The organism is Streptomyces sp. NPDC005925 (assembly GCF_040638805.1).
Classification (GTDB): domain Bacteria; phylum Actinomycetota; class Actinomycetes; order Streptomycetales; family Streptomycetaceae; genus Streptomyces.
On record NZ_JBEXVL010000006.1, the window covers coordinates 162,649 to 184,003 of the forward strand.

Here is a 21,355-nt window from a genome sequence, read left to right on the forward strand (position 1 = left end):
AGCCCTCATGCCCGTCGCACCCGACCCGCAGCAGACCCCAGGGGCGTCCTCGGCCGCCTGGTGGCGCGAAGCCGTCGTCTACCAGATCTACGTCCGCAGTTTCGCCGACTCCGACGGCGACGGCGTCGGCGACCTCCCCGGCATCACCGCCCGCCTCGACCACGTCGCGGCCCTCGGCGCGGACGCCGTCTGGCTCACACCGTTCTACCCCTCCCCGATGGCCGACGGCGGCTACGACGTCGCCGACTACCGCGACGTCGACCCCCGCTTCGGCACCCTGGCCGACGCCGAGGACCTGCTGGAACGCGCTCACGAACTCGGCCTGCGCGTGATCGTGGACGTCGTGCCGAACCACACCTCGGACCGGCACGCCTGGTTCACCGAGGCGCTGCACGCCCCGCCGGGCAGCGCGGCCCGGGACCGGTACGTCTTCCGCGACGGCCGGGACGGCGGCACCGCCCCGCCGAGCGACTGGCAGTCCGTCTTCGGCGGCCCCGCCTGGACCCGGGCCGAGGACGGCCAGTGGTACCTCCACCTGTTCGCCCCCCAGCAGCCCGACCTCAACTGGGACAACCCCGAGGTCGCCGCCGAGTTCGAGGACATCCTCCGGTTCTGGCTGGACCTGGGCGTCGACGGCTTCCGCATCGACGTCGCCCACGGCATGGCCAAGGACCTCACCCCACCCCTGCGCGACCTCGGACCCGGCCAGGTCCACCACCGCATGGTCGGCGTCGGCGCCAACGGCACCCACCCCTTCTGGGACCGCGACGAGGTCCACACGATCCTGCGCTCCTGGCGCACCCTCCTCAACGCCTACGACCCACCCCGCGCCGCCGTCGCCGAATCCTGGGCCGAACTCGACCGCCGCGCCCTCTACACCCGCCCGGACGAGCTCCACCAGAGCTTCAACTTCGACTTCCTGGGCGCCCCGTGGGAACCGCGGGCCCTGCGCGCCACCATCGACCGCTCCATCTCCCTGGCGGTGTCCACCGGCGCCGCCCCGACATGGGTGCTGTCCAACCACGACACGATCCGCCACGCCTCCCGCCTGGCCCTCCCACCCGGCACCGACCTCGACGCCTGGCTCCGCAGCGACGGCACCACGCCCCCACCCGAGACGGAACTGGGCCGGCGCCGGGCACGTGCGGCAGCCCTGCTGCTGCTCGCCCTGCCCGGCTCCGCCTACCTCTACCAGGGCGAGGAACTGGGCCTGCCCGAAGTCGCCGACCTCCCCGCCGACGTGCTGGCGGACCCCGTGCACAAGCGCTCGGCGGGCGCCCGCAAGGGCCGGGACGGCTGCCGCGTACCGCTGCCGTGGCGGCCCGGCGGTCCGTCGCTGGGTTTCGGCCCCGCACCCGGATGGCTGCCCCAGCCGCCGGACTGGGCCCGGCTCTCGGTTCAGGAACAGACCGGCGACCCCGACAGCACCCTGGAGCTGTACCGCGCGGCACTGCGCCTGCGCCGCACCCACGCCACCGGCCCCCTCGAGTGGAATCCACGTCCGGCCCCCGCCACCCTCGACTTCACACGCGGCGGCCTGCGCTGCGTGCTGAACCTCGGCCCGGACCCGGTACCGCTGCCGGCCCCCGCCCTCCTGGCCGCCGCGCCGGGGACGGACCCCGGGACGCTGCCGCCGGACTCGGCGGCATGGCTGGCCGCCACCGGCCCGCGCACGCCCGAGCGGGAGACGCGCGCATGACACTGCACATCGGCTGCATCGCCGACGACTTCACCGGCGGCACGGACGTCGCCGCGGCCTTCCGGCGGGCGGGGCTGCGTACCGCCCTGGTCTTCGGAGTCCCGGACGACACCACGCCCCTGCCGGCCGACTGCGACGCGGCCGTGGTCGCCCTCAAGTCGCGCTCCGCGCCCGCGTATCTCGCCGTGGCCGACTCCCTCGCCACCCACCACTGGCTGCGGTCGAAGGGAGCCGGGCAGACCTACGTCAAGTACTGCTCCACGTTCGACTCCACCCCCGCGGGCAACATCGGCCCGGTCACCGACGCGCTGATGGACGCGGCCGGTGCCGAGGTCACCGTGCACTGCCCGGCCTCGCCGCCCAACGGCCGCACCGTCTACCAGGGGCACCTCTTCGTCCACGACCGACTGCTGTCCGAGTCGCCCCTGCGCCACCACCCGCTCAACCCCATGACGGACTCCGCCCTGGTGAGACTGCTGTCCGCCCAGACCCGCCACCGCGTCGCGGTGCTGGACTGGGCCACCGTGCGCCGGGGCGCCGACGCCGTCCACGACGCCGTCGAGGCCCGCAGACTAGAGGGCGTACGGCACGTGATCGCCGACGCGCTCACCGACGACGACCTCGCCGTCCTCGGCCGGGCCACGCGCCGTCTGCCGGTGGTCGCCGGCGCGGCGGGCCTGGCCGAGGGCCTCGGCCGAACCCGCCCCGCCCGCGGCGTGGCCGCCGGCCGTCGGCCTCCGGCGGGCCGCGCGGCGGTGCTGGCCGGCAGCTGCTCGACCCGCACCCTCGAACAGATCGCCCACTTCCGTGCCGCGGGCCGCCCCACCCTCCGCCTCGACATCCTGGCGGCGGCGGCCGGCCGCGACATCATCGGCGAGGCGCTGGCCTGGTACGACGCCCAGGACCCGGCGGAACCCGTCCTCATCCACACCTCCGTGCCGCCCGAGGAACTCACCACCGCCCAGCACTTTCTGGGCACGGCCGAGTCAGCGGCAGTGGCCGAGAGCCTCCTCGGCGCACTCGCCGTTCACCTCACCGACCGTGGCGTACGCCGCCTCCTGGTCGCCGGCGGGGAAACCTCCGGGACGGTGACCACGGCCCTCGGCGTCCGAACGGTCCTGGTCCACGAGGAAGCCGACCCCGGGGTGCCCTGGACCAGCGCCACCACCCGGACCGGCAGCCTCGCCCTCATGCTGAAATCCGGCAACTTCGGCCGCCCCGACCTGTTCACCCGAGCCCTGGAAACCCCCTGAACCCCCGGCGGAAGGCAGCGCCCCCGCACACACGCGGGGAACCCCGCGGCCACGCCCGGCCCGCGCCCTGAGGGCCGTTCACGGTGGATCCGACAGCCGTGCGGCCCGCCCACGTTCGTATCGTCGCCCGGCCCTGGACCCGCCGTCCGCAACGCGGGTGGGTTGGCCACGTCGACGTGACGGCCACGCCACGGACCCGCCCGGCGGTCTCCGGGGAGCGGCCCTGCCCCCGGAGGCCCCGGCACGTCAAGCGGTCACGGCCACCCGGGGGATTGCCCCGGGCGCCCGGCGTAATAGCACGCCGGCGCCGGTAGCCGTCGCGGCCGCCATGGGAGGGGAGATCAGGGCCACTGTGGCGGCGCATCGCGCTGCCCCCTCCCGAACGGAGTAGTACGCCATGCCGCTCGACCTCGCCAACACCTCGCCGATCGGTCCGAAGGACCCTTTCGGTGACCTCCCGGCCGACCTCGACCGGTACTTGCGGGGCATCCAGGGCAACATCCTCAAGAGCCACGGGCGGGACCACAGCCAGCACCTGTTCGTCCGGTTCACGGACCCGGCCGCGGCCGGGACGCGCAGAGCGGTTCCGGCACGGACATCCCGAACGACTTCGACTTCGCGGCGGACCCGAACGGCGACAGGTGCCCGTTCCAGTCGCACATCCGCAAGACCAACCCGCGCAACGAAACCGGCAACCCGAGGGAACGGGACGTCCGCATCGCCCGCAGGGGCATCAGCTTCGCCCGGGGCGGGAAGGTCGGCCTGCTGTTCCTGTGTGCGCAGAGCAGCATCCAGGACCACTTCGAGTTCATGCAACAGTCCTGGTGCAACGGTCCCACGTTCCTGCGTCCCAGGGTGAGACCGAAACCGGCGGGAGCCCTGGACACCGGGCTCGACCCGATCGTCGGCCAGGGCGCGGCGGCGGAACAGGAGTGGCCTGCGAAACACGGCGAGGGCGCGCGGATCCGGGCCACTCTGCGGCATTCGGTCACGATGAAGGGCCAACCACCCGCCAGCCGCGTCCCCAACCTCACGGGTCAGTACACCTAGCGCGCCGCCGTCGCGCGCTCCGTCCCGAGGCCGTCGGGCAACTCACCGACTCGAGGAGTTCCGTCCGCTCCGGAGCCGACCGGAAGCACCGTCGAGACAGTCCAGGGAGGAGGATCCTTCGCCCGGGGCGGTCCCCGGAAGGTCCCGGGCGGTCCCCGCAAGGCACGGCCTGGCGTCGGGCCGTCACCGGGCCGTCGCCGGCCGCAGGCGGGAGGCGCGGGAACGGCGGGCCCCGGGCGACAAGGAGGGACACCGTGGACGACCCCGAGACTCAAGAAGCCGCAAGACCCGTGCCGGTCGGTACGGGCGGCCACAGCGTCCCCGCCGCCCAGGCGGGGGTCATCGGCATCGGGCTCGCCGCCGTGCTGACGTTCGCACTCGCGGAGGGTGCCTGGGAGTGGTTCGCCTCGTACATCGGACTGACGCTCCTCGCGGTGATCTCCTTCGTCTCCCGCATGCCACCGTGGAAGCCCGGTCTCCGCTCCGCGTACGTGCGGGTCCTGATCGCGTACTCGATGGTGGCGGGCCTGTGCGTCGCGATCGTGCTGGCACCGGTACTGCAGCGCTCGGCGTGGCTCTTCCCGATGCCGGGCACCCGCGACGACTGCCGGGCGGTGGGCCGGTACGAGAGCCTCCGCACGGAGGCCGCGCTGGGGAACCTCACCGGCCGCGACAGTGCCGCCCTGGCTCAGGCGCGGGCGATCCGGCGCCACGACGCCGTCGCCGACTGCCTGGCATCCACCACGACCCGATGGCTGCCGCTGTACGGACTCGGGGCGTCCGTCCTGGTCGGTCTGGGCGCATGGGCGATCGACCGGGCCCTGGCACGGAGGGAAGCGGGCGCAACCGTCTAGGCCGGGAGTGACCGTGCCGTCAAGGCGGACACAACGACCGGGGCCCGACGTGGCCCTGGTTCCGGCGACTACCCGGTCCATCCGGCCGGACGTCACCCAACGGGTTCTGGGGCGGACCGCAGCAGGCGCAGGACATGCTGTCGTCAGTGGGGCGCGCGGTGGGCTCGTGCCCGTCGCCGCGTCAGCGTCCGGTGCGGCCAGGACTGACGGCCGTCTTGCTGCCCGACGTACACCGACCGGCCGCGCCGAGGGTGGCTCCTTCATGACCTTGCGCCGCAACAGTCGGTACGTGAACATGCGTTCGCAGTAGGGGAGTTGGGTAGGTCGGGGTCGGGACGCCGATGGCCGGCGGCGGTGACGCGGGCCGACCCGAGCCGTGACGCCGGCCGGTCATGCACCACCCCACCCGTCGAGGAGAGGACCGCGATGCGCTCTCGTCCTCCGCGTGGCGTGCCCGCTGCCGCCAGGAGGCCGGCCGAATGACGCAGAAGCGGGTGGTGAACTCCACGGTCTGTCCGACCGCCCTGGATGAACTCGCCCGCTTCGGCACCGCGTACACCGGGTCCTTCTGCTCCTGCGCGCCGCCCGCCCGTGCCACGGTCCACGTGCCGCGACTGTCCGTGACGTGAAACTCCAGGTCCCGGCGACAGCCGTCCGCCGGGCCCCACCGAAGGAGAATGACATGCCCCTGACCAACGCCAACGCCCGGAAGGGCAGCGGAGTCTCGCGACGAGGATTCGTCGGACTGCTGGGCGCGGGTGCCGCCTCCGTCGGCATCGGAGCGGCCGGCGCCGCGCCGGCCGCGGCCGCCGCCAGCGCGACCTCCGCCGCCCTCCCGCCCGCTTCGTCGCCGGGATACTGGAAGGCCGTCGAGCGGCTGTTCGTTCTGGACAAGAAGGTGCTGTTCATGAACGTCGGCACCGTCGGGTCGCCCCCGCGCGAGGTACTCGACACCGTCGACCGGGTGCACCGGGAAGTGGCCGTCAAGGCGACGGCCTCCTACAGCGACTTCGCCGACGTGCGGGCCGTCGCGGCGCGTGGATACGGGTGTGATCCCGACGAGATCGTCATCACGCACAACACCAGCGACGGGATGTCGAAGATCTTCGCCGGGCTCGCCCTGAAAGAAGGCGACGAAATCGTCACCACCAACCACGAGCACTCCGCCGGGAACGCGCCCCTCGCACAGGCGCGGGACCGGTACGGGATCGTCGTCAAGCGGGTGGCCCTGCCGGTCGGCAACGAGCAACGGGCCGAGGACTACGTCGAGCTGTTCCGCCGTGCCATCACTCCGCGGACCAAGGCGTTGATGTTCTCCGCTCCCACCTACAAGACGGGCACGATGCTGCCCATCGCGATGCTGGCGAGGCTCGCCCAGGACCACGGCCTGATCAGCATCGTCGACGGCGCGCACATACCGGGCATGATGGCGTACGACTTCCACGAGCTCGGTGTGGACTTCCTCGCCGGCTCGGCGGCGAAGTGGCAGTGCGGACCGGGCGGCACCGGCGTCCTCTACCTCCGCAACAAGGTGCTGCCCCGCCACAACCCCAACCCCCTGCCCGACTTCTGGCCCGTGGTCTCCAGCGGATACCCGGAGGGAGGACTGCCGCCGCGATCGTCTGGACCGACGGCGAGCTACGACATCGCCGCAACGCTCCAGAGCGTCGGCAACAGCAGCCTGGCGATCATGACCGGCGTGCGCAACGTCTGCGAGGTCTGGGACCGCATCGGACGCGCCAGGATCCAGGACCACGTCCTGCGGCTCTCCGCGTACGCCAAGGACCTGATCGCCGAGCGCTGGGGGGCCGGCTCCCTGTACTCACCGAAGGACGATCCGCGGCTCGTGTGCGCGCTCACCTCCTTCGCGCCCTTCCGTGACCCGGGGGACGTCTACGACGCGAAGAAGACCGAGGCACTCGTCGCACGGCTCAAGGACGAGCACGGAATCGTGATCCGCACCAGCGACTTCCCGGTACTCGGATCGGCCCGCCCGCACCAGGCGGTCCGCATCTCCACGCATCTGTTCCACCAGGAGGAGGATGTGGAGCGCCTGATCGACGCCCTGTGGCGACTGTCGCGCACCATGGGCTGAGCCCACGCATACGCCCCGGGGCCGCGGAGGTCCTCCGCGGCCCCTCGGCATGCGCGCGCTCGCGCGGACTCCGCGTTCCGCGACGTCGTGGCCGCGAGCTGGACGCTCACCCGCTCCGTTCCCGGTGCGGCGCCGGACCCGGTGTACCGAGAGGGAGTCCAGCGCCGGCAGCCCGGCGACGTCGGCCACGGCCACGATCATCGGCGAGCACCAGCGGGAGTTGCTTGAGGAAGAAGCCCCCTGCGACCCGTCCCGCGTCGACGCGGGCACATCGTCGGGCAGGGTCGAACATCGCGGTTTCCCTGCCCTCGAGTTGATCGTGATCAGCCGAACAGCCGGGAACCGAGCGGGTGCCGCCGGTCGAAGCCGGGGAGGATCAGGAAGGACGCGCCGGCGGTTGTGGTGGTGAAGGGCAGCAGCGCGTCGGAGGTGTCCATGTGGGTGAGGGTGGCGGTGAAGGTCCGCAGGTCGTTCTGGAAGCTGATGAACAGCAGGCCGGGGGCGGCCCCGTCGATGCTGTAGGAGCGGCGGAGCATGAGCCCGACCCCCACCACGGTGGCGTGCGCCCTGCGCACGTGGGCGTCCGCGGGGACGAGATAGCGCCCGTCCGGTGTCTTGGCTCCGAGTTCCGGGCCCGAGGCGGCGGTTCCGCCGGAGAGAGGGACGCCGCTGGCCCGGCGCCGCCCGAGGACCGCTTCCTGTTCGGCCAAGGACAGGGCGGCGAACCGCGGCAGGTCGAGCTCCATACGCCGCAGTACGGCAAGGGTGCCGCCGGCGACGGCAGGGGGCCCCGCCAGCCACAGGTCGCGTCGTTGTTCGGCGGTCGTGTGCGGGCCCACGATGCCGTCGATGAACCCGAGCGGGTTGCGTGGCGCGGTGAGGCCGTTGCCGACGGACACGTGCGTACCGCGGTGTGCGGACTGGCGCCAGCGTTCGCGGACGCGGTCACCGGCCTGGTCGAGAAGTGCGGCGGCGACGACCGGCAGGAGCAGCGCGTCACCGGCGCAGATCTGGATCAGCAGGTCACCGCCGCGTGCTCGCGGGGCGATCCGCTCGCGGGAGAATCGCGGGAGCTCGGCCGCGCCGGGCAGCGAGGCACCGGCCGCGCGCACCAGCCGGGGGCCCACGCCGACGGTCACGGTGAGGTCCCCCGGCGGCAGGCCCAGCAGCCGCGTGTCGGTCCCGGCTGTGAGTGTGCGGATGGCCTGACCGAGTTCGGCCAGCAACGGGCCGGGAGCCACGGTGGCACCGAGGTCGGCCACCAGGGCGAGCAGGTTGGTCTGGGCCGGCTGGGGGAGCGTGATGCCTGCCTGGTGCCGGCCCGTCGCCGGAACCGGCATGGGCGTGGGCCCCGGGGCGGGGGCGTGCCGGTCCGGCTGGGCGGAGTCCGATGTGCACCCGGCGGTCAGACCGGCGGCCATCACGCCGCCGGCGATATCGAGGAACGTGCGGCGTGACGGATGGTGATCGGCTCGGCACATGGGGTGCAGCGTGCCACACATCCGCATCGCGCATGCCGGTCAACCTGCCCATTCTGGCGTGGGGTTGAGCGTCATGCCAGACTGGGATCATGCCTCGATCAGTTTTACGCGTGTGGGCGGCGACACTGGGCACGTTGACACTGGTGGCAGGCTGCGGTGGTGACGGCGAATCGGACGAAGGCCGACGTCCGGCCGGCGCGCAGGTGACGATCGCGGTACCTGCGGACGCCCCGACGATCTCGGATGCGGTGTCCTTGGCGCAACCAGGTGACCTGGTGCTGGTCGCACCGGGCCGATACCACGAGTCGGTGGAGATCGACACGGCGCGCGTCACTCTTCGCGGAGTGTCCCGGGACAAGGTCGTCATCGACGGGCGGTTACGTCAGCCGAACGGCGTCGTCGTCACGGCGCCCGGGGTAGCCGTGGAGAACCTGACAGTGGAGAACAACACGCAGAACGGGGTCCTGGTCACCGGTTCGGCGAAGGCGGCCGCCGGCCTGCCGGGGGGAAGCGGCGGCTACGACACCGGCGACGAGCCCGTCACCTTCCTGAAGTCGTTCCTGGTCTCCCACGTGACCGCGACCCGCAACGGCCTGTACGGCATCTACGCGTTCTCCGCCCAGAACGGTGTCATCGAGCACTCGTACGCGTCGGGCGGCGCCGACTCGGGGATCTACGTCGGCCAGTGCAAGCCCTGCAACATCGTGGTGCGGGACAACGTCGCCGAACTCAACGCGGTCGGTTACGAAGGCACCAACGCCAGCGAGGACATGTACGTGGTCGGCAACCGCCTGGTCGGCAACCGGGTCGGACTCACCACCAACTCCGACCACCAGGAGAAACTGCTCCCGCAGAAGGGCTCCGTCATCGCGGGCAATCTGATCGCCGCGAACCAGCAGAAGGCCACCCCGGAGCAGGCCGACGGCGGGTGGGGCATCGGCGCCGGCATCGACGGCGGCAGCGACAACCGGTTCGTCCGCAACCGCGTCGCCGGCAACCGCAACGCCGGGCTGGTGATCACCGCGACCGCCGACATACGTCCCGTCGGCAACCAGATCGTGGACAACACGTTCACCGGTAACGGCGTCGACGTCGGCTGGACGTTCCCCACCGCCACGCGGGGACGGGGCAACTGCCTGCGGGGCAACGCTCTGCGCACCACCGTGCCCGCCGCGCTCGCGACGACTGCGGCCTGCCCGCTTCCGGCCGGGTCGTCCTCGCCGGCCGGCACGTGGGCGGCGCCGACGGCACCCGGTGGCATCCCGTTCAGCGAGGTCGCGGCGCCTGCTCCGCAGCCGCAGTTCCCCGACGCCGCCACCGCGGGAGCCACCACCGTCCCACCCGTCCCGGCCCTGCCGGAGACGGAGGGCATCCGGCTGCCGCCGGCGTCCCTGCTCGCCGCGAACGCGCGGGTGCAGGCGTCCTGACCAGCGGCTACCGGGCCGGGGTGGTTCCCGGTACCGGCTCGACCGCAACGTACGTGTGGGTGTCGAATTCGATGACTACCGGCTCCGGCTGCGAACCCACGCTGACGCGGACCCGGTACATGGTGCCGTCGGAGCCGATCCAGTAGCGCACGTTGCCCGCCGTACCTGAGCGGTCGGGGGAAGACGGTCCGCTCATGACGTCCACCCGGCGCCCGTCCACCTGCTCCCGCCCCCACCAGGCGGCGCCGTTCTGCGGCAGCAGTTCGGCGTTGTCCGGCCGGTCGCCGCCGAGACCCAGCGTGATGGACAGCGCGGTGTCGAGCGCACTGCCGGACGACAGCAGGGGACGGTCGTACCAGCCCGAGCGAGGTGGCGACGCGGGTGCGTGCGCCGGGGCGTCCGCCATCGGGCGGACGTGCACCGCGGTGGGCGTCCACTGGATCAGCCCGTCGCTGGACCGGTCGCGCCCGGTGCCGTGCACCACGCCGTAACCGGCCTTGCGCCGATAGTCGACGGACCCGGTGACGGTCAGGCCGCCGGCCGTGCCCGGCACGGTGATCGTCACCGCGCGGCCCCGCACCTGATAGTTACGGAATCGCGTGATCGCCAGCCGGCTCGCCTCGTCCGTCGTCAGCGGGCGCGGACCGTCGGCGCCGAAGCCGCCGTCGGCGACCAGGAACGCGGCCACCGCGGTCACCGCGACGACCGCGACGCCGATGACGGCCGCGGCCCGGCGCGAGCGCGGCCATCGACGCCGGTCAGCCGGACGACCCGGTGGGGCTTGCCGGATTCTTACGCTCCGCACGCGGTTCGACGCTGACACTGTCCGATTCGTCCTTTCGATCGCCACACCGTCCGGCCGCCGCGGGATCGCGGCGGCACTCGGCAGTCCGGTGGCAGACCACGCCAAGACCGGCCTCGTGGACCGGACGAGACGTGATCCGCCCGTCCGCGCCGTCCGGAACGCGGACGGCGCGGAGCACCCTCGTCCGGTGCGCTCAGTGTTGCCCGGCGCGACGATTCCGGGTCACGAACGCGATGACCAGGCCCGCACCCACCAGCAGACCGACGATGCCGATCATCTCCGCCAGCCCGGGGGTACCGGTGTTCGCCAGCGAACCCCCGCCTCCACCGGCCGGGGTCGGGTGGTTGGCGGGCGGCGTGGAGGCCGCGGGCGGCGTCGGAGCCGGAGTGGGCGTCGGTGTCGGAGTGGGAGTCGGCGTCGGGGTCGGCGTCTCCTTCGGGATGTACACCCCGGCGTCGATCGTGTGATCGACCCCGCCCGGCTCGTCCGGCGCCGTGACGGCCGCGTAGCCCTTGCACAACGGTCCGGTGGTCGGCGGGGTCACATTGGAGTCGTGCGCCCGGCCGGCACCGGCCCGCGGGAGCGTGAACCTCAACTCGCTCGCCCGGGGCTGCTCGGGCACCCGTCCGGTGTCCGCGGTGCACACGTCGAACCGCACCGTGTACTTCGCGCCCGGCGTGAGCTCGTACGCGGCGCCGACACCGCCGAAGTAGTACTCGCCGTCGGCATTGGTCCTGGTCGTGGCGACCTGTTTGCCGTCCGCGTCCAGCAGGCCGATCGTCGCCCCCGGCAGCAGCACGTGCCCCGGGTCCTGGATCCCGTTGTGGTCCCCGTCGAACCACACGACGTTGCCGATCTGGACCGGCGCGTTCGCCGCCGCGTACGCGATGTCACCGAGCCCGCCGGCCTTGCCGAACCCGCCCTGTTCCCGGCTGACGAACTGGAACCCGTTGGCGGTCGGGTTGTTGCCCGGGCCCTGACCGGTCGTGATGTCGTGGTATCCGGTCCCCGAGGTCGCGACGTTGACGACCGGGTCGAACTCCGTGCTGACGACCCACTGCTGCTGCGGGACATAGGCCACCGACCCCAGCGCGGTCTCCTGGTGCGCGTTGGCGTAGAAGTCGCCCGGGAAGTATTCGACGACGTCGGCGGCCTGGCCGCCGTTGTTGGCGGGTCCGGCGTGATTGGGGCAGTTCCCGGTGCCTTCCCACTGGTATTCACCGGTGGGAGTGGCGCAGACCATGGTGATGTCACCACCGGACATGCCGTTTTCCGCCGTGTCGTCCCCCGGGCGGGGGTCCAGCCCTCCCCAACTGAGCACGTCCATGAACCGGTCGCGGAAACCCAGGATCATCGAACCGTCGCGGGCGAAGGCGAGGGAGGCCAACTCCGGCTGCGGGTCGATGAAGGTGGTGCCCGTCTTCCGGTCGTCCCAGGTGTCCAGGCCGGTGTTCCACGGGTTCCAGTGGGTGGCTCTGTCGCCGGAGCCGAAGACGCTGCCGCGGTCGTCCGTGAGGGGGTGGCTCAGCACCTCGGTGAACCGCTTGCCGTCGTAGGTGGAGACGAAGGCTTTCAGGTCCGCGCGCCGCTGCGTGCTCTCCGCGCTGCACACGCCGCCGACGTACAGCGTGTTGTTGTGGACCTGGAGACCGAACGGCCGCCAGTCGTCGGGGCTCGCGCACCCCGGGTCCGGAATCGGGACCGTCGACCTGGGCGCCGCGGCGGTGGCCCCCGTCGCGTCGAAGACCACCAGGCTGCGGGTGCGCAGGTTCACCGCGTACAGCGTGGAGCCGTCCTCCGACAGAGCCAGGCCACCGATGCTCTCCTTGCCCGGCGCGTCGGTGAACCCGGCATCCTTGATCATGTCGGCGGTGTCGTGCCGCGTCACCGAGGCGTCCGGCACGCGCGCGAACAGCTCCGGCGCGCCCGAGCCGTTGACCGGCACCGTGTAGATCGCGCCCCCGCCCTGCGGCCCGTACGGGGCGTACCGGCGGGCGAACGCGCTCTCGAACAGCCGGGTCCGGTACGTGTCGTACGCCAAACCGAAGGTCGTGCCCACCTGGTCCTGCGTGGCCAGCGTGGTCGGGCACGCCACATCGGCGGGACACGTGCCCCGGGCCTTCGTCCCGAACGCCACCAGCGCCCGGTTGTCGGTACCGTTGGCGCCGTTGTGGATCGGTACGAAGTACCGTGAGTCCGGCAACGCGTAGTCGGCCGGATCCCACACCCCCGTCACCACCGACGCGTTCTTTCCGCCCGACACATCCACGAACGACGTGAAGCTGTCGAAGTGGTTCCCCGCCGTCGACGCGGGCGCCGCCTGCAGATAACCGCTGTACGGCGCCGGGATGCCGACGTCAACGCGGTACTGGCCGCCGCTCAGCACGGTCGACGGCGACACCACGACCTTGCCGGTGGCATCCGTGACGCCCGTGACCACGTGACCGGCGGGGTCGGAGATCTCCACCTTCATGCCCCGCTGCGGCACGTCCATCGTGGTGTTGATCGCGCCGGTGCCGAAGAAGTCGCGCAGCACCTCGACCGTCAGCGTGCCGTCGGCGGTCGAAGCGGCGGCCGGTCCGGCCGCCGCCCCCACGGCGCCGCCTGTCAGCAGAAGAACAGATAACGCTATGCGCGCCGGCGGCTCCACCAGCCTCCGGGCTGACCGGCGCGATTTTTCGCCGAGTCGGTTCATGGCATCACACTCCACACTTCTCTAGTCGTGAAAACGAAGCACTCGCGTCTCGCTGCACGTCGACTTCACGGCCCCGGACGGGACGCCGGTCGCGAGCGTCACGTAAGAGAAAAGGGCCCACTGCTGTTGCGTGGGCCACTTTGCGGTGATCGTATTATCGGGGGTGAGTGGTAAGCGCTGCGGGATGGGAAAATCAAACGCACGTTCACCGTCTCGAGCGGGATCGCCCTCGGACGCGTGTTCTTGCAGCTCAATCACAGTACCGCCGCCCCCGCCCCCGCCCCCGCCGACCGCCATCGCGAGCAGCGCGCAATATCCTATCCCGTGAAGTCTCGCCGTCACCAGAAGAACTCTGTGCATCCATCGGGACCCGTTACAGCCCCGGGCGTTCAGAGAATGGCGACCGGAAGAAATGCGACAGTGGAGGATTGGCCGAATCTGGCCCCGTCGAATTCGTGCCGTCCGAATGGCGTGTTCACAACGTGCTCGTCACACAGGAGAGTCGCGTAGTCGAGGCGGGTCCCAGTCGCGGCGGAACTCCGACGCCGGCGTGCCTTCGCCGCACTCCCGCATGTGCCTGCGTGACCCGGAGCCGCGCCGGACTCTGTCAGCGCACCCGTCTAGATTCACCGCGTGACCGAACCTTCTTACCTCGCCGCGGTACGGGAGTCGTACGACGCCGTCGCCGACGACTACACCGCCCTCGTCAAGGCCCCGTCCGAGCTGGACCCGTTGTCACGCTCCATGCTGTCCGCCTTCGCCGAACTGGTGCGAGCATCCGGCCGGGGACCGGTCGCGGACCTGGGCTGCGGCCCCGGCAAGGTGACGGCACACCTTGCCGGACTCGGAGTGTCGTCCTTCGGCATCGACGTGTCCCCGAAGATGATCGAACTCGCCCGACAGGCCTATCCGGACCTGCGGTTCTCCGTGGGCTCCATGACCGCGCTGGAGATCGAAAACGACGGGCTGGGTGGCATCCTGGCCCACTACTCCACCCACCACACGCCTCCGGAGCACCTGCCGGACGTGTTCGCCGAGTTCCACCGCACCCTGGCCCCCGGCGGGCATCTTCTCCTCGTCGGCCACGTGGGCACGGGTGAGCACCGCCGGCCGACCCACGCCTACGGGGGCCGCCCCGTGCGCTACGAGTCCTATCGACTGCCCCCGGGCCGGCTCGCGGAACTGCTGCACCGGGCCGGGTTCACGGTCACCGCTCAACTGGTGCAGGAGCCCGACGAGGAACTGAACTGGAGGGTCGCCGGTTTCCTGGCCTGCAAGCAGACCGCCGAGGGGCCGGCCTGACGCCGAGGCCGTCGGTGCGGTGGCCGACGGCCGGGTGGGGTCAGGCGCGCCAGCCGTACTGGGGGGCGACGTCCACGTCGCTGCCGAGTTCGCGGGCGGCCCGCCACGCCCAGGCGGGTTCGCGCAGCAACTGGCGGCCGATCAGGACCGCGTCGGCCTCACCGGCGGCGAGGATCTTCTCCGCCTGCGTGGGGTCGGTGATCTCGCCGACCGCCGCGACCGGCATCTCCGTCTCGCGCCGGACGCGGGCGGCGAAGGGCACCTGGTAGCCGGGGCCGCCGGGGATGGTCACCCCGGCCGCGTTGCCGCCGGTGGAGACGTCCATGAGGTCCACGCCGTGGTCGGTCAGGACGCGGGCGAGGGCGACGGTCTCCTCCTCGGTCCAGCCGTTGCTCTCCAGCCAGTCGGTGGCCGAGGCACGGAAGAACAGCGGAAGGTGGTCCGGCCAGACCTCCCGTACGGCGTCGACGACCTCGACGGCGAACCGGATGCGGTTGTCGAAGCTGCCGCCGTAGGCGTCGGTGCGGTGGTTGCTGTGCGGGGAGAGGAAGTTGTGGATCAGGTAGCCGTGGGCGCCGTGGACCTCGACGACCTGGAAGCCGGCGTCGAGGGCGAGCCGGGCCGAGGTGCGCCACTGGTCGACGATCCCGCGGATCTCCTCCACGCTCATGGCGTGCGGGACATTCAGGCCGGGGTAGGGCTCCGCACTGGGACCGAGCGGCTGCCAGCCCTGCTCGTCGGGTCCGAGCGGGCCGCCGCCCGTCCAGGGCCTGCCGGTGGACGCCTTGCGGCCGGCGTGGGCGAGCTGGATGCCCGCGACAGTGCCCTGGCTCTTGAGGAAGCGGGTGATGCGTCGCAGGCCGTCGGCCTGCGCCTCGTTCCACAGACCGAGGTCGTGGGGCGAGATGCGGCCGTCGGCCGACATGGCGGTCGCCTCGAAGATGATCAATCCCGTGCCGCCCGCGGCGCGTGCACCGTAGTGCTGGAGGTGCCAGTCCGTGGCCACGCCCCGGGCCGGCCCGTCGGCCGCCGCCGAGTACTGGCACATCGGCGGCATCCACACGCGGTTCGGGATGGTCACGGAACGCAGGGTGTACGGCTCGAACAGGGAACTCACACGAAACTCCGGGCGAATCGAGGTGGAGGGGCGGCACGGAACACCGCCTGACGTTGCGCAAGGAGATATTAGCATTGCGCGCATACCCGCCTCAGCAATTGCCCGCGTGTGCAATCATGTGGTCCCCGCTACGGCGAGGCGGCTACGGAAACGGCCACGGTGGAGCGAAACCCGCCCGAAACGACAGGCGGCGCGGTCTCCCGCTCGGGAAGACCGCGCCGTACCCGGCCGTGGGCACCTGGCCGTGGGCATCCGCCGTGGGCGACCGGCCATGGACGACCGGCCGTCAGCGGGCCGGGTCTGCCGGGTGACGCGACCCGGGGTCCGTCCGTCCGGCCTGCCCGGCCCCGTCGCCGTGCCGTCCGCGTCGTACGGCGCCCGCGGCGGCCAGCACCACACCGACGGCGACGACCAGCAGGCCCCGCAACCACACCTCGGCCTCGATCTGCGTGGCCAGCAGGACGCAGGAGCCGATGCCCAGGACCGGCAGCAGGGTGGGAGCGCGGAAGTGGTCGGCCTCGCCCGGGTCGCGGCGCAGGACGAGCACGGCCGTGTTGACCATGAGGAAGACCACGAGCAGCAGCAGAACCAGGGTGGACGCCAGGGTGGCGACACTGCCGGTGAGCGCGAGGAGCATGGCCAGCAGGGACGTGACCGCGATGGCGACCCACGGGGTGCGCCGCTCGGGCAGCACCCTGGCCAGCGGGGCGGGCAGCAGGCCGTCCCGGGCCATGCCGTAGGCCAGCCGGGAGGACATGATGCCGGTGAGCAGGGCGCCGTTCGCCACGGCGACCAGCGCGATGGCGCTGAACAGGCGGGTGGGTACGCCTCCGGCAGCCTCGACGACCTCCAGCAGCGGGCCGCTCGACGAGGCCAGCCGGGACGTGGGCACGGCCACCGACGCGGCGATGCCCACCAGCACGTACACCGCCCCGGCGGTGGCGAGGGCGCCGAACAGGGCGCGCGGGTAGGAGCGCCGCGGGTCGCGGGTCTCCTCGGCGACGTTCACCGACGTCTCGAACCCCACGAAGGAGTAGTAGGCCAGTACGGAGCCGCTCAGCACGGCCGCCGTGGCCCCCTTCTCCGCCGTGCCCAGCTGGACCAGCCGCCCCGCGTCGCCGTCCCCGCGCAGCAGCAGCCAGGCACCGAGGACGACGATGACCACCAGGCCGCCGACCTCCACGAGGGTGGCCACGACGTTCGCACGGGTCGACTCCCTGATCCCGCGCAGGTTGACCAGCGCGAGCAGCAGCAGGAACACCACCGCCACGAGGCCGACCGGAAGCGTGACGAAGGCAGACAGGTAGTCGCCCGCGAAGCCGCGGGCGAGGGCTGCCACGGAGACGATGCCCGCGGCGAGCATGCAGAACCCCGCCACGAATCCCGCGAACGGCCCGAAGGCGCGCGTGGCGTAGTGGGAGGCGCCGCCCGCCCGCGGGTACTTCGTCGCCAGTTCGGCGTAGGAGGCGGCGGTCAGCATCGCCAGCAGCAGGGCGACGAGGAGCGGCACCCACACCGCTCCTCCGGCGTCGGCGGCCACCTGTCCCACCAGGACGTAGACCCCGGCGCCGAGCACGTCGCCGAGGATGAAGAAGTACAACAGAGGGGTGGTCAGGGCGCGCTTGAGCGCCGTGTCGGGCACGTCCGCCGGCAGGTGATCGTCGAGTCTCGCCATGCGCCTAACGTCCCCCGCGATCGGACGTTTACTCCGTCACGATCCGCCCCGGCCCCACACGGGATCAGCAGCGGACGGCACCACGGCCGGCCGGGCGGGCGGCGCGAGGGACAGCGGGCACGTCGCCGACGACGCGGTCCGCCCTTTCCCACGGGGCGCGTTCCCGGTCGCCGCCGTCCCGGCTCCCGGGCCCGCACTGCCCCTCCCGCCTTCCTGGCCCGCGCCGCCCGTCCCGCTGCCGGGCCCGCGCCGCCCGACCCGGCACCCGGGTCGGGAGATGCGCGGAAGGTTTGTTCCGGCGCGGATGGTGCAGACGGAGTGCTGACACAGGCTTTGTACGACGAGTGGGAGAAGCACATGGGCATCATCGCGTGGATCATCATCGGCCTGCTCGCCGGCGCCATCGCCAAGGCCCTGATGCCGGGCAAGGACCCCGGGGGCGTCATCGTCACCATGCTCATCGGCATTGCCGGAGGCCTGCTCGGCGGCTGGCTCGGCAAGGTCGTCTTCGGTGTCGACTCCATCGACGGTTTCTTCGAGCTCTCCACGTGGATCGCCGCGATCGCCGGTTCCCTCATCCTGCTCCTGCTCTACCGTCTCCTCGTCGGCAACCGGCACTCGCGCCGTCACGCCTGATCCACTGCCGGCACGCCGCAACGGCTCCCGTCACCCGGGGAATGCCACTGACCAGACCGGCAGAGCCGGCATCGGTCCGGCGCCGCCGAGTCACTGCCCCGGGCGCATGCCGCCGTCGTACCTGGTGTGGTAGTCCGGGACGACGACCCGCGTTGCCGGAGACACCTTCCCGACCTCGGCGCGGAACGCTTCCAGGTCCATCGACGGGTCTCGTACGGGGGAACCGCTCAGCGGCACTTCGAAGTTGTCCCAGTGGACGGGGACGACGACGCCGGGGGTGTCCAGCGCGCGCAGCAGCCGGGGTACGTACCGGTGGGTGGCGCTGCTGGAGGGTACGGCGATCATCGCGAGGTCGGGGCGCAAGCCCTGTACGGCCCGCTCGGAGAAGTCGCTGGCTCCCATGAGGAACGCCGAGGGGCCGTCCTCCCCGGCCGTCACCAGGAAAGCGAGGGTGTCGCCCTCCGGCAGGTCCGAGATGGTGCTCGGTACCGTGCTGGGCGGAGCGTTCAGCGTGCCCGGGGCGAAGTAGGCGCACTTCTTGTTGCGGCTGTGCAGGCTGGGCACGACCTCGACGGTGATCCCGCCGAAGTCCAGCACCTCTCCGCCCTTCACCACGGAGATCTGTCCCGCGTCGACGCCCAGGGCTACCAGCAGGTGGTACGTGGTCTCGGTGCCGACGACGCGGGCGCCGGTGGTCCTGGCGATGTGGGGAACGTCGGCGAGGTGGTCCCAGTGGGAATGGCTCACCAGGACGAGTTCGGGGTGGCCGATGTGCGCGTCCACGACCGCCGGGCGCGACTGCAGGCGGGTGCGCGGGTCGAAGACGCCGTCGTACAGACCGGTGCTGAAGCGGGTGAGGTACGGATCGAAGAGTACGGTCCGGTCGCCGACGTCGATGCGCCAGCCGGCGGTGCCGAGCCAGCGGAACGACGCCGCACCGGCTGCTCCGCCCCTCCCCCGGGCGGGGGCCGCGGCGGCGGTGCCGGTGACGGGGATCAGTGGGGAGGCCGCACCGAGGGCGGCACCGCGCAGCACCGTACGGCGGCCGAGCCTGCGGCCGGAGGGCGCGTCCGGGGTGTCCGTGACACGGATGTCCTGGTTCATGGCGTCAGCAGACCAGGGCGTGAACGTCCGTGTCCAAGATCAGAACGCGGCCCCGGTGATATGCGAACGCATATGTGGTCTGGTCACCGGCCGCCGCCGCGCAGGAAGCCGACCGCGATTCCGGCGGCCTCGCCTATCGCGGCGTCCACCGTGGGGCGGGAGGCCGTCAGGTCGTGGGTGCGGGCGAAGACGGCGACCGCGAAGCACTCGCCGTCGGGGTAGCGGACGACGCCTGCCTCCATGTGCAGCCCCGGCAGGGTTCCGGTCTTGGCGGCGACCGTGACGTCGTCCGGGAAGCCCGACACCAGCCGGTGGCGGAAGACCTGGCGGCCCATCAAGTCGCGTACCAGCGCGCAGGCTTCGGGCGGCCCGGCGGCATCGGTCCAGATGAGCCGGAGCAGCCGGGTGATCTCGCGGGGCGTGCTCGCCGTGGTGTGACGGGGATCCAGCACGGCCAGCCGTCTCTTGCGGTCGTCCGGCAGGGCGGGGTAGCGGACGGCGAACTCCCGCTCGTCTCGCGCGCCGACCTCCGCCAGCATCGACTCCAGCAGCTCCCGGGGTCCGCCCACGATGCGGGTCCGGTCCAGTCCGAGTTCCTTCGCGAGCAGCCGTACGGTGTCCAGGCCGACGCGGGCCAGCAGCACATCGGCTGCCGAGTTGTCGCTGACGGACATCGTGAAGTGGGCCAGGTCGCGCAGTGACAGCTCGACGTCGTCCAGGCAGCCGGCGGTTCCCCAGCCGCCGAGCCGGTCGGCCGCGGTCACCCGGACCCGCTCGCGGGGGTCGAGCTGGCCGGCGGCGACCTGCCGGGCGAACTCCAGCACCAGCAGCACCTTGAAGATCGAGGCGATCACGACGGGGTCGTCGGCGCCCGCCGCGACCTCACGGGGGAACGGCTCCGTCCCGCCCTTCCCGGCGGCCCTCGTGCGGGCAAGGACGGGGATCGCGTGCAGCTGTCCTTCGGCCCCCGCCCCGGCGAACACGTGCCGAATCCGTTCCTCTGTCACTGCCACCCCTCGGCCGTCGGCCTGTCCTGGTCGTCGTCGGTGCGCCGGCCCCCGGCGGACCGATCCGTCCCCCCGCCGCGGCCCTCACGTAAGGTCGTGGATCGTGGACCTCTTGCGTCACCTGCGTCTTTTCGTCACCGTAGCCGACGAACTGCACTTCAGCCGGGCGGCCGAGCGGCTGGGCATGGCGCAGCCGCCGCTCAGTCAGGCGATCCGCAGGCTGGAGAAGGAGCTCGGTGCCGAGCTGTTCGACCGCTCGCAGCGCGGTGTCCGCCTGAGCGCCGCCGGGGCGGCGCTGCTGGAGGAAGCCCACGAACTCCTCGCCCGGGAGGAAAGGCTGCGCACCCTGGCCCGCCGCGCCGCCGACGGTGGCCTCGGCACGCTCCGCGCGGGCATACCGCCCGACACCACCGCCGCCGTGCTGTCCGCGCTGCTCTCCGCCTGCGCGGAGCACTCGCCGGGGCTGACCGTGGACCTGCAGGAGGTCACCACCGAGGACCAGATGCGGCTGCTCTCCTCCGGCGGACTGGACGTCGGACTCGTGCACCATCCCGTCGACGCCACCGAACTGCGGCTCGGCCCCGAGATCTCACTGGATCTGGGTGTCGTCCTGCCCCGCACCTCGCCGCTGGTCCGGCGGCCGGAGGTGACGCTCGGGGAGCTCTCGGGCCACGATCTGGTGCTCTTCCCACGGCCACACGCACCAGGCTGGTACGACCGGATCCTCGACGTGTGCCGCGCCGGCGGCTTCGTACCCGGCGGGCTTCGGCACGCGGTCAACCCCGAGTTCCTGCTCGCCCTGGTGACGGCGGGGCACGGCATCGCCTTCGATCAGGGGCCGGTGGCCCGCAAAGAACCCCGCGTCGCCTGGCGGCCACTGGCCGGCCGCCCCCTCACTCTGCGCATCAGCGGCGCCTGGCCCTCAGGCCGCGGAGCCCACCCGGCCGCCCGCCGCTTCGCGGAACTCGCGGCCGACGTCCTGGCCCGCGACCACACAGCGATCCCCGGGCGCGACAACGCCCCTCGTCCACCCGACGACGCGCCCCGCCCGTGGTCGGTGGTCTACGGCTAAGAAGCCCGTCGTCAAGGATCGTTGCGGAAACCAGCTCAAGATGCCGGGCTGGGCCCTTCGACGCCGTGGGCTGCCCGGGTGTT

17 protein-coding genes are annotated in these 21,355 nt (G+C 72.1%); 10 read left to right on the forward strand and 7 right to left on the reverse strand.

Annotated features, from left to right (window positions below):
- Positions 1-7: 7 nt before the first annotated feature.
- The 6 genes from ABZ354_RS10855 (at position 8) to ABZ354_RS10880 (ending at position 6,951) form a co-directional block, all read left to right on the forward strand.
- A complete protein-coding gene (locus ABZ354_RS10855; protein WP_358655200.1) occupies positions 8-1,699 on the forward strand; it encodes a glycoside hydrolase family 13 protein in 1,692 nt (563 codons plus the stop codon).
- A complete protein-coding gene (gene otnK / locus ABZ354_RS10860; protein WP_358655202.1) occupies positions 1,696-2,952 on the forward strand; it encodes a 3-oxo-tetronate kinase in 1,257 nt (418 codons plus the stop codon). The genes ABZ354_RS10855 and otnK overlap by 4 nt, the downstream gene beginning before the upstream one ends.
- 597 nt (positions 2,953-3,549) lie before the next feature.
- Positions 3,550-4,002 (forward strand): hypothetical protein, encoded by a 453-nt coding sequence (locus tag ABZ354_RS10865; protein ID WP_358655399.1) that lies wholly within the window; start codon positions 3,550-3,552, stop codon positions 4,000-4,002.
- 254 nt (positions 4,003-4,256) lie between these two features.
- Complete coding sequence (locus ABZ354_RS10870; RefSeq protein ID WP_358655204.1) at positions 4,257-4,856, forward strand: hypothetical protein; 600 nt, start codon at positions 4,257-4,259, stop codon at positions 4,854-4,856.
- 479 nt (positions 4,857-5,335) lie between these two features.
- The gene (locus ABZ354_RS10875; protein ID WP_358655205.1) at positions 5,336-5,485 is read left to right on the forward strand and encodes a hypothetical protein; all 150 of its coding nucleotides are present in this window, start codon (positions 5,336-5,338) and stop codon (positions 5,483-5,485) included.
- Positions 5,486-5,538: 53 nt separating this feature from the next.
- Positions 5,539-6,951 carry an aminotransferase class V-fold PLP-dependent enzyme gene (locus ABZ354_RS10880; RefSeq protein WP_358655207.1) on the forward strand — a complete coding sequence of 471 codons (1,413 nt, stop codon included), beginning with the start codon at positions 5,539-5,541 and terminating at the stop codon, positions 6,949-6,951.
- Positions 6,952-7,274: 323 nt separating this feature from the next.
- Here the strand turns inward: ABZ354_RS10880 and ABZ354_RS10885 are convergent, their stop codons facing one another.
- Positions 7,275-8,432, reverse strand: a complete 1,158-nt coding sequence (locus ABZ354_RS10885) for a Dyp-type peroxidase (RefSeq protein WP_358655209.1) — start codon at positions 8,430-8,432, stop codon at positions 7,275-7,277.
- Positions 8,433-8,521: 89 nt separating this feature from the next.
- Between ABZ354_RS10885 and ABZ354_RS10890 the strand changes: the two genes are divergently transcribed.
- Positions 8,522-9,859: a right-handed parallel beta-helix repeat-containing protein gene (locus tag ABZ354_RS10890; RefSeq protein WP_358655211.1), complete on the forward strand. Its 1,338-nt coding sequence runs from the start codon at positions 8,522-8,524 to the stop codon at positions 9,857-9,859.
- 7 nt (positions 9,860-9,866) lie between these two features.
- Here the strand turns inward: ABZ354_RS10890 and ABZ354_RS10895 are convergent, their stop codons facing one another.
- The gene (locus ABZ354_RS10895) at positions 9,867-10,547 is read right to left on the reverse strand and encodes a hypothetical protein (RefSeq protein WP_358655401.1); all 681 of its coding nucleotides are present in this window, start codon (positions 10,545-10,547) and stop codon (positions 9,867-9,869) included.
- 310 nt (positions 10,548-10,857) lie between these two features.
- Positions 10,858-13,260 (reverse strand): SdrD B-like domain-containing protein, encoded by a 2,403-nt coding sequence (locus ABZ354_RS10900; protein WP_358655213.1) that lies wholly within the window; start codon positions 13,258-13,260, stop codon positions 10,858-10,860.
- 732 nt (positions 13,261-13,992) lie between these two features.
- Between ABZ354_RS10900 and ABZ354_RS10905 the strand changes: the two genes are divergently transcribed.
- The gene (locus tag ABZ354_RS10905) at positions 13,993-14,661 is read left to right on the forward strand and encodes a class I SAM-dependent methyltransferase (protein WP_358655215.1); all 669 of its coding nucleotides are present in this window, start codon (positions 13,993-13,995) and stop codon (positions 14,659-14,661) included.
- Between the two features lie 40 nt (positions 14,662-14,701).
- Here the strand turns inward: ABZ354_RS10905 and ABZ354_RS10910 are convergent, their stop codons facing one another.
- Both ABZ354_RS10910 and ABZ354_RS10915 read right to left on the reverse strand, forming a co-directional pair.
- Entirely contained in the window at positions 14,702-15,778 is a 1,077-nt protein-coding gene (locus tag ABZ354_RS10910) for an NADH:flavin oxidoreductase/NADH oxidase (RefSeq protein WP_358655217.1), read from the reverse strand.
- 286 nt (positions 15,779-16,064) lie between these two features.
- On the reverse strand, positions 16,065-17,453 hold the full coding sequence (locus ABZ354_RS10915; protein WP_358655219.1) for an APC family permease: 1,389 nt from the start codon (positions 17,451-17,453) through the stop codon (positions 16,065-16,067).
- A gap of 357 nt (positions 17,454-17,810) precedes the next feature.
- Here ABZ354_RS10915 and ABZ354_RS10920 point away from each other — a divergent pair, with 357 nt between their 5' ends.
- Positions 17,811-18,089, forward strand: a complete 279-nt coding sequence (locus tag ABZ354_RS10920; RefSeq protein WP_358655403.1) for a GlsB/YeaQ/YmgE family stress response membrane protein — start codon at positions 17,811-17,813, stop codon at positions 18,087-18,089.
- A gap of 90 nt (positions 18,090-18,179) precedes the next feature.
- Here ABZ354_RS10920 and ABZ354_RS10925 read toward each other — a convergent pair whose 3' ends face one another.
- Positions 18,180-19,193, reverse strand: a complete 1,014-nt coding sequence (locus ABZ354_RS10925; protein ID WP_358655221.1) for an MBL fold metallo-hydrolase — start codon at positions 19,191-19,193, stop codon at positions 18,180-18,182.
- Positions 19,194-19,276: 83 nt separating this feature from the next.
- Complete coding sequence (locus ABZ354_RS10930) at positions 19,277-20,200, reverse strand: serine hydrolase (RefSeq protein ID WP_358655223.1); 924 nt, start codon at positions 20,198-20,200, stop codon at positions 19,277-19,279.
- A gap of 103 nt (positions 20,201-20,303) precedes the next feature.
- Here ABZ354_RS10930 and ABZ354_RS10935 point away from each other — a divergent pair, with 103 nt between their 5' ends.
- Positions 20,304-21,272, forward strand: coding sequence for a LysR family transcriptional regulator (locus ABZ354_RS10935; protein ID WP_358655225.1), 969 nt, complete (start codon positions 20,304-20,306; stop codon positions 21,270-21,272).
- Positions 21,273-21,355 lie beyond the last annotated feature (83 nt).